The sequence below is a fragment of the Vibrio sp. FF266 genome (assembly GCF_041439695.1).
Taxonomy (GTDB): domain Bacteria; phylum Pseudomonadota; class Gammaproteobacteria; order Enterobacterales; family Vibrionaceae; genus Vibrio; species Vibrio tasmaniensis_A.
Map to the genome: position 1 here is coordinate 70,750 of NZ_JBGOOO010000001.1, position 15,643 is coordinate 86,392.

At 44.8% G+C, this 15,643-nt stretch carries 14 protein-coding genes; 2 read left to right on the plus strand and 12 right to left on the minus strand.

The window, feature by feature from the left end; genetic code table 11:
- Window positions 1-64: 64 nt before the first annotated feature.
- From cyoE to ACED59_RS00330, 4 genes are all read right to left on the minus strand, one after another.
- Window positions 65-1,039, minus strand: a complete 975-nt coding sequence (cyoE, locus tag ACED59_RS00315; protein WP_069595552.1) for a heme o synthase — start codon at window positions 1,037-1,039, stop codon at window positions 65-67.
- On the minus strand, window positions 1,029-2,084 hold the full coding sequence (locus ACED59_RS00320) for a heme A synthase (RefSeq protein WP_017097018.1): 1,056 nt from the start codon (window positions 2,082-2,084) through the stop codon (window positions 1,029-1,031). Before ACED59_RS00320 ends, cyoE begins: the two co-directional genes overlap by 11 nt.
- 116 nt (window positions 2,085-2,200) lie before the next feature.
- Window positions 2,201-2,809: a hypothetical protein gene (locus tag ACED59_RS00325; RefSeq protein ID WP_017097019.1), complete on the minus strand. Its 609-nt coding sequence runs from the start codon at window positions 2,807-2,809 to the stop codon at window positions 2,201-2,203.
- Window positions 2,802-3,698: an SURF1 family protein gene (locus ACED59_RS00330; protein WP_331283858.1), complete on the minus strand. Its 897-nt coding sequence runs from the start codon at window positions 3,696-3,698 to the stop codon at window positions 2,802-2,804. The genes ACED59_RS00325 and ACED59_RS00330 overlap by 8 nt, the downstream gene beginning before the upstream one ends.
- On the opposite strand from ACED59_RS00330, the gene ACED59_RS00335 reads away from it, so the two are divergent.
- Window positions 3,637-3,867 carry a DUF2909 family protein gene (locus ACED59_RS00335; protein WP_009845660.1) on the plus strand — a complete coding sequence of 77 codons (231 nt, stop codon included), beginning with the start codon at window positions 3,637-3,639 and terminating at the stop codon, window positions 3,865-3,867. The genes ACED59_RS00330 and ACED59_RS00335 overlap by 62 nt on opposite strands.
- A 62-nt stretch (window positions 3,868-3,929) precedes the next feature.
- On the opposite strand, the gene ACED59_RS00340 is transcribed toward ACED59_RS00335, so the two are convergent.
- From ACED59_RS00340 to coxB, 4 genes are read right to left on the minus strand one after another with little or no spacing between them, the layout of a single operon-like run.
- Window positions 3,930-4,814 carry a cytochrome c oxidase subunit 3 gene (locus tag ACED59_RS00340; protein WP_017097020.1) on the minus strand — a complete coding sequence of 295 codons (885 nt, stop codon included), beginning with the start codon at window positions 4,812-4,814 and terminating at the stop codon, window positions 3,930-3,932.
- 38 nt (window positions 4,815-4,852) lie between these two features.
- The gene (locus ACED59_RS00345; RefSeq protein WP_017097021.1) at window positions 4,853-5,527 is read right to left on the minus strand and encodes a cytochrome c oxidase assembly protein; all 675 of its coding nucleotides are present in this window, start codon (window positions 5,525-5,527) and stop codon (window positions 4,853-4,855) included.
- Between the two features lie 11 nt (window positions 5,528-5,538).
- Complete coding sequence (gene ctaD, locus ACED59_RS00350; protein ID WP_017097022.1) at window positions 5,539-7,200, minus strand: cytochrome c oxidase subunit I; 1,662 nt, start codon at window positions 7,198-7,200, stop codon at window positions 5,539-5,541.
- Window positions 7,197-8,456 (minus strand): cytochrome c oxidase subunit II, encoded by a 1,260-nt coding sequence (coxB, locus tag ACED59_RS00355; RefSeq protein ID WP_017097023.1) that lies wholly within the window; start codon window positions 8,454-8,456, stop codon window positions 7,197-7,199. Before coxB ends, ctaD begins: the two co-directional genes overlap by 4 nt.
- 523 nt (window positions 8,457-8,979) lie before the next feature.
- Here coxB and ACED59_RS00360 point away from each other — a divergent pair.
- The gene (locus ACED59_RS00360; RefSeq protein ID WP_029223817.1) at window positions 8,980-10,704 is read left to right on the plus strand and encodes a phospho-sugar mutase; all 1,725 of its coding nucleotides are present in this window, start codon (window positions 8,980-8,982) and stop codon (window positions 10,702-10,704) included.
- A 127-nt stretch (window positions 10,705-10,831) separates the two neighbouring features.
- Here the strand turns inward: ACED59_RS00360 and ACED59_RS00365 are convergent, their stop codons facing one another.
- The 4 genes from ACED59_RS00365 to yegD form a co-directional block, all read right to left on the minus strand.
- Complete coding sequence (locus ACED59_RS00365; RefSeq protein WP_017097025.1) at window positions 10,832-11,464, minus strand: LysE family translocator; 633 nt, start codon at window positions 11,462-11,464, stop codon at window positions 10,832-10,834.
- Between the two features lie 150 nt (window positions 11,465-11,614).
- Window positions 11,615-12,247 (minus strand): fumarylacetoacetate hydrolase family protein, encoded by a 633-nt coding sequence (locus ACED59_RS00370; protein ID WP_009845667.1) that lies wholly within the window; start codon window positions 12,245-12,247, stop codon window positions 11,615-11,617.
- Window positions 12,248-12,637: 390 nt separating this feature from the next.
- A complete protein-coding gene (locus ACED59_RS00375) occupies window positions 12,638-13,693 on the minus strand; it encodes a porin (protein ID WP_017097026.1) in 1,056 nt (351 codons plus the stop codon).
- A gap of 510 nt (window positions 13,694-14,203) precedes the next feature.
- Complete coding sequence (gene yegD / locus ACED59_RS00380; protein ID WP_009845669.1) at window positions 14,204-15,556, minus strand: molecular chaperone; 1,353 nt, start codon at window positions 15,554-15,556, stop codon at window positions 14,204-14,206.
- Window positions 15,557-15,643: the final 87 nt, after the last annotated feature.

A 15,643-nucleotide genomic window follows, 5' to 3' on the forward strand; every position in this document is an offset into this window, starting at 1 on the left:
TATACAGCTATCAGAGCTATCAGAGCTATCAGAGCTATCAGAGCTATCAGAGCTATCAGAGCTATCAGAGCAAATAATGATCCGCCAACAGAGCAACAAACAAAATCATAAGATGATAAATGGAGAACTTGAAGGTCTTCATCGCCATGTTAGGCTCATCACGATACTTAAGTACCCAAGCGTGATAAACAAACCCACCGTTGAGTATCAATGAAGCGCTCAGATATATCCAGCTGCTCATGCCGACCAATACAGGCAATATACACACGATGCTAAGCAACAAGGTATAGAGCAAAATAGAAGTCTTGGTGTATTCGATTCCGTGGGTCACAGGCAGCATGGGGATGCTCACTTTGGCATACTCGTCACGACGGTGAATTGCCAATGCCCAAAAGTGCGGAGGGGTCCAGATAAAGATGATCATCACCAACAACCAAGCGTTTGAATGCAGCTCGTTGGTGACTGCCGTCCAGCCCAAAAGCGGAGGCATAGCGCCTGCGATCCCTGCAATTACGATGTTCTGTGGCGTCGCTCGCTTCAAGTACATGGTATAGATCACCGCGTAGCCCAATAAGCTTGCAAAGGTTAACCAAGCGGTGAGTTGATTGACCCACACCACAAGCGTGACGAAACCAAGTAAGCCAATACCCGCGGCAAAGCTGAACACGCGCGCACTACTCAGTTCACCGGATGGTAAAGGTCGTCGATTTGTTCGAGTCATTTGTCCATCGATCTTTTTGTCGATCAAATGGTTAAACGCAGCTGCCGAACCAGCCATTAACCCTATCCCAATCATCCCGAACAGAGTTTGTTGCAAAGGCAATCCATTCGGCACAGCCAAACACATTCCAACCAATGCAGTTAGCAGCATCAAAGCCACCACTTTCGGCTTGGTCAGTGTTAAATAGACCTTCCAAACAGCTTTGTTTTTTGCAGCCGTTTCGTTATTTAAAGCGATGTCATTGCTAGCTGCTATCTTAGGACTTGAGGCTACGCCTTGAACCACCACTCCATGTTGTGTTGACGTTCTACTGACCATGATTACCTCCTTGTAATACACTGTTCTTCACCAAGCTCTCACTCGGTTTGCGTTGCCAGACCACAAAATTGGTCACCACCATGCTGATTAGCAACATCGCTGCGACTAGGTTATGCAAAACCGCAACTGAAATGGGTAAATGAAACCATACGTTACTGATCCCAAGGCTGATTTGAGTAAACAATACTAATGCGACAATCACGCTCAGCTTTTGGTGAGGCACTTGGCCAAATTTCCATAGCTGGTACACGATCATCAGCACCGTTAACGTCGCCAAAATAGCCCCGAACCTGTGCATGACATGGATGGTGAGCCTTGCGGGATATTCCAACACACCAAACTCATAGTTATCATGGCCGTGTTGAGCAAAATCAAACGCATTTTTGAAGTCGAGATAGCTCATCCAGTTACCTTCACATATGGGTAACTGTGTACACACCAACGCGGCATAGTTCGACGATGTCCAACCACCAAGCAGTATCTGCCCGACCACAATGAGTAGCCCGAACAGCGCCCAAGCCTTAAGTGACGAAGTATACGTAGCCTCACCAAAACGGCTTTGAAATTGAGACAAACGACAGTAGAGCAGACACAATAGCGACAGTAGCGTGAAGCCCCCCATCAAATGTGCCATAACCACAACGGGCATCAACTTGAGAGTCACCGTCCACATTCCAAGCAAAGCCTGAAATATTACGGTTGCCGAGATAAGTAATGGTAGCCCAGCTGAAGTAATGTTCTTCTTAATACACCAAGCGACGACTACAAAGATAAGCAGCCCTAATGTTCCGGCAAAGTAGCGATGAATCATCTCTATCCACGCTTTGTCTGCTTCGAGAACACGTTCTGGAAATTGTAGATTGGCTTGATTCACTGCTTGGGCATCAGAAGGAACGGTTATCTTGCCGTAACACCCTGGCCAATCAGGACAGCCAAGGCCAGCATCCGACAAACGGGTATAAGCGCCGAGCACGATCACGATAAGGGTTAATAAGATCGTTAATCTCATCATGTGTATGAGTAAATCAGGGGCTCTATTCTGCATCGTTTATCTCCCTATATTTATTCCCTTTTCGCTAACAACACTCAGCATTAACGCAATTTGCTACAGCCCACCAACTCAAGCTCATCAATTCCAGCTTATCAACTTAAGCTAATTAACTACCCAACTCGTGACAGCTTAAGCAGCTTTCTTAGATCATGAATCATGCCTTTAGATTGACTAACTAACTGAGACGGGTCAGAAACACTTTTGTATTCCATGACCAACTGCCCCAGTGGGTCAATAATGACAATCGAAGCAGGCGAAAACTCAGTGCTTAACTGATCACCACCAGCTAACAAAGATAAATCCGGCTTATCGAGCGAACCCGATAACGAATTACCTTCTGAGACAAAAACAACGGCAGTCACGCGCTCTTTGTTTTTCCCTAACGCTAAGTAGCTTTGATTCAAATAATGAAGCTGTTGTTCACACAAGCTTTCGCACTCCATCGGTGCGATATAACCCACTAACCACCCTTCTCCAGCCATGGGTACCGTTACTCCGAAATCCGCAAGCGTGGTTCTTGGTTCTACCAATTCGCCTGAGTTAGTGACACCTGAGGTATACCAATTCTGGTCTAGCACAGTTTTGGCGATAATGGCTGGCAAAGCGAAAATTAAAACAAGTCCAATTAATACCAAGCGCCCTTTAGTACGACGGCTTCTGAGCTCAGCCATGTTTGCCTCGGTAATTTCCCTGTTCACTTGTGCTTGAGATTTATCCATCCTTGTTCCTCGTGATAGGTGTTGCCTTTAGGTACCGATAGCCAATCAACATCGTCAAAAACAAAAGTACCGCAGCCATAACAAACCATTGAAATGAGTAACCAAAGTGCTTCTCAGATTTCATCGCCGTTGGACGCCATAACATTTCATAGGGCCATGCATCTAAACTCTGAGGTTGGAAGACAAAGGGCAGCACTTCTTGCCCGGTGTACTGTGATAGCGCTGTTATGTTGATGTTCTGAATTCTTTTAGGCATTGTGTTTTCTAAACCCAGCTCATGACTTAGAGGGTTCAACGAACGAGTGTACAAACGCCCTGACATATTGGTTGGTAGTGTTATGTTTCCTAGTTGTGGAAGCTCTCTTCTGTCATTACTTGCCGCAACGAACCCCAGATCGATCAATAACTGCTTTTCAGCCACTAAGGAATTGTTTTCATCTTTAAAGCGAACCTCACCCAACATGTAAATCACATACCCCACTGTTCCTTGGTTAATCTGGTTGTCTAACAAAACCACTAATCCACTGGGTGTTTCCAGCTCCACGTCAACTCTCAAACCATTTAAAGACGGCAGTTCAGATGCACCTTGCATTTGTGTACGCGAGCCCTTCCATTCAGAGATAACCGTATCCAATGACCTAGACGATTGCTGCGCTCTTTCTGATAGCTGCATTTCATAGCGCAATTTCTCGTTACCTCGATCTAACTGCCACAAACCCAACTTGATTAAAATGCCGACTGAAACCACAGTTAAAACAACCGCTATCCAAAAACCTTTACTGCGGGACTTGTGTTCATAATCAATCAATCGGTTTGGAGTTATCACTATGGCGTCATCTACCTTTGTGTTGTTGTTTAAAATTGTGTTAGTCGCTTTGCTGTTCTTCATCGCTTTCAATTTGATGAAAGGCCTAATTCAAATCGCCTCAGGTAAACACAATGGCAAAAGACTGAGTCACTTCTTAGGTCGCCGTGTGATGCTGTCTGCCATCGTAGTGCTATTATTGTTACTTGCCCTAGCCTCAGGCACCATCACTCCAAATCCAAGACCTTACTAAGGCATTCAAGTTTTCAAACTTATTTATTCTTCAAAACACGACTTAAAGCAGCCCGTACATCATCAAAGTACATAGACAAACACGAACAGACCTAACCAAACCACATCAACAAAGTGCCAATACCAACTGCCCGCTTGGAACGCAAAGTGGTCTTTCGGAGTGAAGTGGTCTTTCGCAACTCTTGCCAGCAACACGATCAAAAAGATAGTTCCTAAACAGACATGCAAACCATGGAACCCAGTCAACAAGAAGAAGGTATTGCCGTAGATACCAGACTGAAGTGTCAGCCCCATCTCTTGATAAGCGTGAAGATACTCTTCAACTTGAAAGAACAGGAAGAAGCCAGCCAGAACAATGGTTATCTCCAACCAGACGATCAAAGCCATACGCTTATTTTGTTCAAGACTGATATGTGCCATGTGCAGCGTCACAGAGGAAAGCAGCAGGATAATGGTGTTCTTAAGCGGGATACCTTGCCAAGGCATGGCTTGTGTCGTTACGCCATCAGGGGTAGTCGTTAATGGCCATATCGATTGGAACATCGGCCACAATACTTCATGGGTCATTTCATTATTACCCGCACCACCAATCCAAGGTACAGAAATCATACGAGCATAGAAAAGCGCGCCAAAGAAAGCGCCGAAGAACATGATTTCGGAGAAAATAAACCAACTCATTCCTTGTCTAAAAGAACGAGATATCTGCTCAGAATAAACGCCACTTAATGATTCTGTGATCACATTGCTGAACCAACCTGCGAGCATGTAAAGCAGCACAGCAAACCCGACTAACAACACCGCTTTGCCAAATACACCACCGGCTGCGTCGGTGCCCATATTTTGCACCGTCAAGCCAGCACCAACCGCGACCAAAAACAGTGCTACAGCACCCACTAATGGCCAGTGACTTTGATGTGGAACGAAATAAACTTCCTTTTTAGAACTCATCGTTCAACTCCTTATGTTGATACTGGTTCTGTAAATCCCTAGTTACTTGCGAGTGTGCTCGCTTTTGGTGAGCCAGATTGTAGTGTGCTCAATGTTGATGTACTCACTTCAGGCTTACTTGCCTTTCCACTCACCTGACTCGTGATGTTAAACAGCGTATATGAGAGCGTGAGTGTATGTATCGATTCTGGAATATCTGGCTCAATGTAAAATATCAAACCCATTTCTGCGCTCTTGTGCCCGTCCAATGGCTGCTGATTAAAGCAAAAGCATTCCATCTTATTGAAATAAGTTGCCCCAATACCTGGAGAAACCGATGGTACGGCTTGGCCAACCAATGAGGCTCCAGAGAGGTTTTTGGCAATGTAGTTAGTTTGAACCACCTCACCAGGATGAACCTCTAACACTCGAACTTCAGGCGAAAACTGCCACGGCATATCTGGCTTAATGTGCGACATGAATTCCACTCGAACAGTACGAGAGTAATCAGGCTGCATTCCCTGAGGTTGAACGGCAGAGACCGTGTTGGTTTTGCCGTTGATCCCCAAGGCTTCACACATTACGTCATACAGAGGAACCAAAGCGAAACCGAAGCCAAACATCGCAACCACGCTCAACACCAAGTAGCCCGTCAGCTTTTTAGTCGATCGCTTATTAGACAGCTGCTTGGGTTGTTTATTATCTTGATTGGGGTCGCTTTGCTTATCACTCATAGCTCATTCCTCTAATCAACTTTAGGTGGATGAGTAAAGGTGTGGTGAGGCGCTGGGCTTGGTACTGTCCATTCTAGCCCTTCAGCCCTATCCCAAGGCTTGCTTGGTGCAGGCTCTCCGCCTCTTACGCACTTAATAGCTAGCCATAAGAAAATCAACTGAGACAACCCAAAGGCAAAACCTCCAATCGACACGACTTGGTTAACGTCAGCAAATTGAATGGCGTAATCTGGAATACGACGCGGCATGCCCGCTAGCCCTAAAAAGTGCATAGGGAAGAACAGTACATTAACTGAGATTACCGACGTCCAGAAATGCCACAGACTGAGCTTGTGGTCGTACATATGCCCAGTCCATTTCGGCAGCCAGTAATAAGCTGCGGCCATAATTGAGAACACGGCGCCTGTCACCAGAACATAGTGGAAATGAGCCACAACAAAATAGGTATCGTGGTATTGGAAATCCGCAGGCACGATAGCAAGCATCAATCCAGATAACCCACCAATCGTAAACAAAACAATAAAGGCAATCGCAAACAGCATTGGGGTCTCAAAGGTCAAAGCACCCCGCCACATGGTCGCCACCCAGTTGAAGACTTTCACACCGGTCGGCACCGCAATCAGCATAGTGCAATACATGAAGAACAATTCGGCAAATACTGGCATACCCGTGGTGAACATGTGGTGCGCCCAAACCAAGAATGACAACAATGCGATACTACAAGTCGCGTACACCATAGAGTGGTAGCCAAACAGACGCTTACCACTGAATGCTGGAATGATGGCTGAGACAATACCAAAAGACGGCAAGATCATGATGTACACTTCGGGGTGCCCAAAGAACCAGAATATGTGCTGGAACATCACTGGGTCCCCACCACCAGCGGCATCAAAGAAGCTTGTCCCAAAATATTTGTCAGTCAGTACCATGGTCACAGCCCCGGCGAGCACGGGCATCACGGCTATCAGCAAGAAAGCGGTAATTAACCAAGTCCATACGAACATCGGTAGCTTGAACCAAGTCATGCCCGGCGCGCGCATGTTCACTATGGTTACGATCACGTTAATCGCCCCCATGATCGAACTGATCCCCATAATATGAACTGAGAATACGAATAGCGCGGTGCTGTCTGGGCCATAAGTTGTTGAGAGTGGCGCGTAGAAGGTCCAACCAAAGCTCGGGCCGCCCCCTTCTGTAAACAAAGATCCGATTAAGATTAGAAACGCAAAAGGCAGAATCCAGAAACTGAGGTTGTTCATTCTCGGCAGCGCCATATCTGGTGCACCGATCATCATCGGAATCATCCAGTTAGCCAAGCCCGTAAAAGCGGGCATTACTGCGCCAAACACCATGATCAAGCCATGGACAGTCGTCATCTGATTAAAGAAATCGGGCTCAACGAGTTGTAACCCTGGTTGAAAGAGCTCTGCACGGATCACCATTGCCATGGCACCACCCGTTAAGAACATCGCAAAACTGAACCAAAGATATAATGTACCAATGTCTTTATGATTGGTTGAGTAAAGCCAACGCGCCCAACCTTTGGGTGCCGCATGTGAGTCGTGATCATCAACAGGCAAATCATTATTGCCTAGTGTACCTTCCGTAGAATGGCTCAGTGCTTGGTCTTCTGCTGGAGCCGATTTCACCGGCTTTTTGATTGGTGAACTCATAACTGCTCCTTAGCATCGTTTTGTGCTTCATCCATTAAGCCTTGCGTTCCATCCGTTGAACCTTGCGTTTCGTCCGTTGAACCTTGTTCGTCAGAAGCTTGTTCCCCGCCTTCTTGCTTGGCTTTATAAGCGTTCACATCTGAAGCCTGAACAATATCGCCCGTATCATTACCCCAAGCGTTTCGTTGATAAGTCACGACCGCTGCGATCTCTTTCTCGGTTAACTGATTATCGAATGCTTGCATCGCCGTCCCGCCACGACCATAAACAATAGTGTCGATATGAACATCCACATCGCCAAGCGCAATAGGGCTTCCTTTTATGGCAGGAAATGCTCCGGGAATACCTTCGCCGTTAACTTGGTGACACACCGCACAACGAGTTTTATACACCTCTTCGCCAATGGTATTGAGATCTTCCAAGGAAAGTGACGCATCTAATGCATCTTGCGCAGCTTGCTGTGCGTCTACCGCCAATTCTTTTTGTTCGGCTAACCATGCGTCATACTCAGCTTCTTCCATCGCATGCACCACTATCGGCATAAAGCCATGAGCACGACCACATAACTCAGCACACTGGCCTCGATAAACACCGGGCTCATCTATCTTTGTCCAAGCCTCATTGATGAAACCCGGAATGGTATCTTTCTTAACGGCAAAAGCTGGTACCCACCATGAGTGAATAACATCATCGGAAGTCATCAAAAAGCGGACTTTACGATTGATAGGCAGTACAAGTGGCTTATCAACTTCTAGCAGGTAATGCGCGCCTTTCACTTCAATGCCTTCAATCTCTTTATCACTGGTTGCTAGGAGGCTGAAAAACTCAACGTCTTCACCAAAATAGCTGTAATGCCATTTCCATTGTGACCCTGTGATTTTAACGGTCAGATCTGATTGGGAGGTGTCTTCCATCGCTATCAAGGTTTTAGTGGCGGGTATCGCCATAGCGATAAGGATAATAATAGGGATGATGGTCCAAAGAATTTCTACTTTCGTGCTTTCGTGAAAATGAGCAGCAACCGCCCCCTTCGACTTTCTGTGCCTCAGAATCGAATAGAACATCACTCCAAAAACAACAAAGGCAATCGCACAGCAGATATAGAAGATCAGCATATGAAGCTCGTATACCTTACCGCTGATCTCAGTGACACCTTGAGTCATGTTGTATTCAGTGCTTGCATGCACCAAAGGCGACACCAAAACCACAACAAAACTTTTCAAAAGCCACGCTAGCCTAACCAGTAATCTTTTCAAAAGATCTCTCCTTATCCTTCCTAATTGGATACTTGCGACCTAAATGTCGTTGCGAGCTGTGTTTCGTTACGAGCTATATTCGTTGCGAGCTACGTTTCATTACGAACTACATGTCATTCCGAGCCAGACAACATTCATTGTTATTCCAGCTGAACATGAAAAGCTGAATCTCAATCTACAACTCACATGGAGCTAGCCTGTAAACGGGCTGCTGACCTCATCTGAACTTAAGAACCAATACGGATCATAAGTGTTGTAAGTTTCCACTAAAGATTCAAAAACGACGAACTTGTTAAGTTTTGTTATATTTATGTAAAAGGCTAGTTAGTGATATCCAATTGTTCAAGGTAAGTTTACTTATTAAACAGTCAATTATTTGAAGTGGCTTTACCCATATGCCTTTCCCTTACTGTTGGAATTTATTTTAAATCGAGTTTTACGATTGCTTTCATAGAAATGATAATCAGTATCATTTAAATTAAATCAACAGAAAGACACCCCGATATTAAAAGGTTTAGTGATTATGCAAGATGCAATGAACTGGTTAGCGAGAGACCCAGACCCAAGAACTCGTGAAGAGCTTCAATACCTTATCGATGAGGGAATGCACGACGAACTTGAAGACCGCTTTATTCAACGATTAGAATTCGGAACGGCGGGACTGCGCGGCAAAGTCGGATGCGGCCCAAATAGAATGAACCGCTTGGTCATACAAGAAACAGCAACAGGCCTTGGCCACTATTTAATTGAACATGTCGAAAATGCCTCTATGCGTGGTGTAGTGGTTGGCTACGACGGTCGTTTAGATTCAAAGCAATTCGCGATTGATACAGCTTCTGTACTCACCGCTTTAGGTATTAAGGTTTACCTAACTTCGAATGTTGCAGCGACACCTATCGTTGCCTTTGGTATTGAGCACTTCAACGCGGCAGCGGCGGTTGTCGTGACGGCGAGCCACAACCCGCCGGAGTACAATGGCTTCAAAGTGTACTGGGAGAATGGCGCTCAAATCATTCCCCCTCATGATGCAGGCATTGCTGCTGAAATAGACATCGCATCGACCAAGGCCATCCCATTGATGAGCCTTAGTGACGCTGAAACACAAGGTAAGTTGGTATGGTTAACTGAAGGCTATTATCAAACGTACCGCGCTGCGATCAACCAGAGCCCACACGTGAGTAAAGAGATCGAATCGGCGAACACCACCATCACCTATACCGCTATGCATGGTGTCGGCGCACAAATGGCGGAAGATCTACTTCATGATTCTGGATTCCATAAGGTGTTCAGTGTTGCCGAACAGAGAGAGCCAGATGGTCACTTCCCAACCGTGAACTTCCCCAACCCGGAAGAAAAAGGCGCGATGGATCTTGTGGTTAACTTAGCAAAAAGTGTCGATGCCGACATCGCTTGCGCTAATGACCCAGATGCAGACCGATTTGCGGTTGCCGTTCGAACCGATGATAAAGTCAGAACTGAAGATGCTTCCTATAAAATGCTCACGGGTGACCAAGTGGGTGTGTTATTCGCGCACTACTTGCTATCAAAGCCACACACTAAAAACCAGTTAGTTGGTAACAGTATCGTATCTTCAACTCTACTTGAGAAAGTGGCTCAATCCCATGGTGCGACTTACTTCCAAACGCTGACTGGCTTTAAATGGTTAGCGAATATTGGCATGCAATTAGAAGATGAGAAAAACGAGTTCTTGTTCGCCTATGAAGAAGCATTAGGCTACACAATTGGTACTCAGGTACGAGACAAAGATGGGCTGTCTGCTATCGTCGTGTTTGCTCAACTGGTTGAGGAGTTAAAATCTCAAGGGCGAACCGTTTGGGATCTTCTCGCTCAAATTTCATTTGAACATGGGGTTCATACCAACGCGCAGCGAAGTATTGCCCTAGACCCAGATTCACCATCGATTGGTTCTAAGCTCCGCTCAGCACAGCCTAAAGCGATTAACGGTGTCGCTATCTCTGTGATTGAAGATCTGCAGTCTTCTTTACGCTTCGTCATTGGAGGCAATACTGAAGCCATTAACCTGCCTGCAAGTGACGTACTCATCTATCACCTCGAGGATGGTTCACGCATTATCGTAAGACCTTCAGGTACAGAGCCAAAAGTTAAGGTTTATTATGAGACGGTAACAAAGTTCGAAGGGACAGAAACCTATGACGATACTCGCAAGCGCGGTGAAGAGTACATGGATAAGCTCATCGAACAACACCAGAAAGAGCTGAACTCTTAGCTCATCATTCTTTCAAAACATCAGTTCAATGAAGTACAATATGTAACTGATAGACATAAAAAATGGACGCTCGAAGCGTCCATTTTTGTATCGGCGGCCAACCCCAATAAACTGTTTGAGTTGCAGTCTACGAGGTAAAGAAAGAAGACAGCATCCACACCGCTAACACGATGAAAACTCCGCCCATCACTTTTTGCTGATAGGTACGAAACTTAGCATTTTCTACCAAAGATTTACCAATAGTACCCACTAACGCCACAAGTAAAAAGTTGAACGTCAAACCTAGCACATTCAGCAATAAGCCCAGAACGAGCATCTGCTCACCCGAAGTCGCTTCAATACTCGTCGATACAAACTGCGGTAAGAACATCACGAAAAAAACCAACGCTTTAGGATTAAGCAGGTTACTAATAAGTGCTCGTTGGTAGTACGCTTTTGCAGCACGGTTGTCGCTTAACTCAGGCGTACTGCCCTGTTCTGTTCGAAGACAATCCCACCCCATCTTTAATAAGTATGCACCGCCTAATAGATGAAGGGCTTTTAAAGCCACTGGACTCATCGCAATCAATGCTGAAACGCCCATTGCTGCCAATACTGTCAGGATAATTCCAGAAGTCGCATTACCTAAGCTCGCAAACACACCGACTTTACGGCCATAGCTCATGCTTGAGCTTGCGATGAGTAACATATCAGGGCCTGGTAAAAGGAGAAGAGCTACAACGGCCGTCAGGTAAACAGGTAGGATGGTTAAATCGATCATGGGTTTCAGTATTGATAAAAATGGAGGCGAATTTTATATCAATTACTAACACCCTTCCAGATGCAATCAGTTGCTAGGTGTTAAATTAATCGAATTAAACACCATCAATGAACAGTAAAGCCAATTTATTAACTAAATACAAAAGACTAATTAACGTGCTACCCACTCGATCTCAATCACAGTGGTTTCGCCACACTTTAGACGACCAAGGAAAATATCACCTTGATGTACCTCTCCAACACCTTTCGGAGTGCCCGTCATCACAACATCACCGTCAAGCAAAGTCGTATAAGAAGATAACTCTTCGAGGATGGTCTGTGGGGAATAAAGCATCTGTTCAACATGCCCTTTTTGAACGCGGACACAGTTAATAAATAACTCTATGTTTAAGTCAGAGAGGTCCAAGTTATCTATGGGAACAAAGCGACTAAAAACAGCAGAACCATCAAAAGCTTTAGCACGCTCCCAAGGCAGACCTTTCGCCTTCAAACTACTTTGTAACTCGCGTTTGGTAAGGTCTAAACCTAGCCCCACGGCAGAGTATTCACCGTTTTCAACAATGAAGCAGATTTCAGCTTCATAATGTAACGTTTCTTGATGGAAAGATGATAGAGAAGACGTAACGCTAGTGCTCGGCTTATTAAACACCACCATAGAGTCAGGGATAACATTATTAAGCTCTTCGATGTGATCAACATAATTGCGCCCAATACACAGTACTTTGCTGGGTGTTGCTGTTCGTTTCGAATTCATCAATTGCTCCTGATCTACAACGCTGCTCATAGTTTGTCCCTAAACTGTTTTTTGGAGCGCAGAGTTTACCGCATCATTAAAAGAGAATCTTCGGCAAGATGGTTATCAATATCTAAATTCTGATCTTTAGCTCAATTAAATGATTTAAATACTTTTATTCGAAGATCGCGACGTATAAGAACTGATGACAAGAGCCATAGCAGCGTAGATCATAGCTGCGTAGACCATCGCTACGTAGATGAAATGAATGGCAAGGTAACATGAAGGGAAAGCTAAAACAGATGCATATAGAACGAAAGCAGCCCTCTCAAACCAAAAGGCTTGAGAGGGCTTAGCATGGTGTCTAGGACAGTATCCGAAAAGATAAATTTAAGGAGTAAACACTATGCATAATAGTGGTCAAACTAAATGAGTCGCGACTTATAGGTAGAAACGAGCACCAATAGTCCACTTGTCGTCAGTTTTTCTGTTGTCTGCATCGTTTAGATCAAACTGATAGCCAGTGTAGCCAACAACATTACTCGTAAAGTTGTATTCAGCTTGTAGAGCTAGCTCTTCACGGTCAGTTTGTGTTGCCGCGCCTTTCGTCGCTTCGCCTTCAACAACTTCGTAGTTAACGCTTAAGTTTAAGCTGTTCGCTAAAGCGTAAGCCGCTAGCAATTCATATGCATCACTTTCTTCAAGGCCTACGTTCATGTTTTCGTTTGAAGCGTAGATACCTGCTAGGTATAAACCTGAGCCGTAAGAACCGTATGCAGCAGAAACTAGGTGAGATTCAGCCGTCTTAGAAACACCACCCTCTTTGAAGTCACCAGTGTTGAAGGCATAACCCAATTTAACACCAGCGATTGAGTAACCAAGAGTCGCTTGAATACGGTCATCGTAAGACACCGTTGAACGAGTAGTAACAACAACACCACCAAGAACGTTTTCAGTGTCAGTCGTTACGTCATTGCTGCCCTGCCAACCTAGACCAAAGCTAAGCTCACCCGCTTCACCAAAATCAAATCCGTTGCGGTAACTTGCCATTTTGTCTGCACGACCAGTACCTAGTGCACCGTGGTTGTCGTATAAGAAATCGTTCGCGAAAGCGATCGGCATATCAGTAGCTGAAGCTACATCGTAGTATGGCGCCCACTGCGTACCTGCAACAGCACGACCTAGCTCATCATGAGTTAAACCTACGTAACCAAGACGAGTAGTAAACGATTCATCACCACCGTTTAGGTAGTTAAGCGCCCATTCGCCTTTAGCGTCAGCTGTGAAGCCATTGCCTAATTCTTGCGTAGCATTAAAGTTGATGCGTGGTGAGTTTGTACCAACATCCGTATCGCCTTTCTCTGAACCATTCAGGTTTACAGAAACGTGACCACCAACAGAGAAGGCTGTACCGTCTTCGTTATAAAGCTCTACCGCAACTGCCTGTGTACCAAATACTGCACCAGAAATTGCTAGCGCTAAAAGTTTCTTATTCATTGTCATATCCATTTGTAACTGGGAGAGTGATTCCATAACAACCTCGTGCTTACGGAGAGGTTGTTACCTGCATTTAACAAGTGGGAAAACACTAATATACGACTGACAAAAAAGTTGCATTAAAATATATAAAATAAAAAAAATCGCGCTATAAAAATAAAAAAAACCATTAAAAACAAATAATTAATAACAAACCGTAAGCTAATTTTTGGTATATTTTGATATAAAAAACCTTCAATTTTTTGATTTTCCAATCATAAAAACAGCATTAGACACTTAGGCTACAAACGACTTTCCAGACCATTCTGCGACATACCATTAACTTAGAAACATCCTGTAACATAATGAGCCGTGCTGAAATATTTAGCCTTGTGAAACAATTCCCAATTTGAACTAGGAAAAGTTGCTTTATTGGTTATTGGTTATTGCTTTATTGAAAGTTCACTAGAGAAAATACAAAAAAGGGCAACCAATCCGTGACTGGTTGCCCTAATACAAGTTAGTACATTCTTATTTGAAGCAAACCTCAGCCCAACGTGCTAGGCCTGAGGTTACGGAACCAAAATAGTTACCACTCACAATTGGCACATTCGGTACGGCTTGTTGTACTGCTTCTCGAAGAATAGGAGAACGGGCTGAACCACCCGTCATGTAGATGACATCTGGCTTTTTCTGACCTTGTTGAATCGCTTCTTTAACCAATTCAATCATCTTAGATTTTGGCGTTTCAATCGCTTCAATCATCTGCTCAACGGAGATATCCACTTCAATCAGCTCTGATGCAACATTGATTGCTGTTCGATATTGGGAGGATTCTGCCAATGCAATCTTGGCTTCTTCCGCCCGACGCACAATGCTGTAACCTAAAGTATCGTGATAGACCTTCATTAAACGGTCTAACTTTTGAGGCTCTGAAGCTTCTTTACGAAGTAACTTTAACGCGGCTAGGTTTTCCCTTGAATAGAAGTTTTTTTGAGCTTCTACATTGTTTATCGCAATTGGATTCCAGAATTGAGTCAACGGCATATCGATACCCGAAATACCCTTACTACCCATACCGAAAGGTGACATCAATTGTTTGAAGGCAAGGTAAATATCAAGATCATTACCCCCAACCCTTTGTCCACTGTGTGCTAACAAGCTTTGGGTGCGGTTCGCTTTACCAGACCAACTTGGCCCCATTTCTAACAATGAGCAATCGGTGGTACCACCACCAATATCGACAACTAATACCGTTTGGTTCTCAGTCAGAGTACTTTCGTAATCAAGGCCTGCAGCGACCGGTTCAAACTGAAAAGCGATATCAAGGAAACCTGCACGTTTGGCTGCACGTGAGAGTATATCTTCTGCTTGTCGGTTTGCTTCTTCACCACCACGACCGTGGAAGTTAATTGGTCGCCCAATAACAGCTTGTTTGATCGGCTCTTGAGTCGTGATTTCAGCTTGATGCTTGATATTCGCCATCATGGCGCACACTAAATCTTCGAAGAAACTCACCTGAACATCATGCAATCCACTGGCACCAAGGAAAGACTTAGGGGACTTAACGTAATAAACGTCACGAGGGTCTTCCAAATAAAGGTCCAATGCAGCCTGACCAAATGCCATGTCTTCTGGCACTAGGTCGATACTCTCTTCTCGGTTCAGAGCGATAGCACGTCGCAACACCTGCTCACCAATCGCATCACTCGGTTTGATATTCAAATGGCGAAATAGGTGCTCAGAAACGCTCTCACGAGTAGGTGCAAATACCGTTGAGGGAATATAATGGTTGCTACCTTCTAATGGTAACAGGCTTGGTTCTCCATCAACCATCGCCGCGACAGAACAGTTCGCTGTTCCATAATCAAACCCAATAAACATAATATCCCCCACTCAACAAAAGGGGCGAGATGCTACATGAAAAACCTTTAAATTACGAGGTCATTTGTCGATTTTACTTAGGGTCTG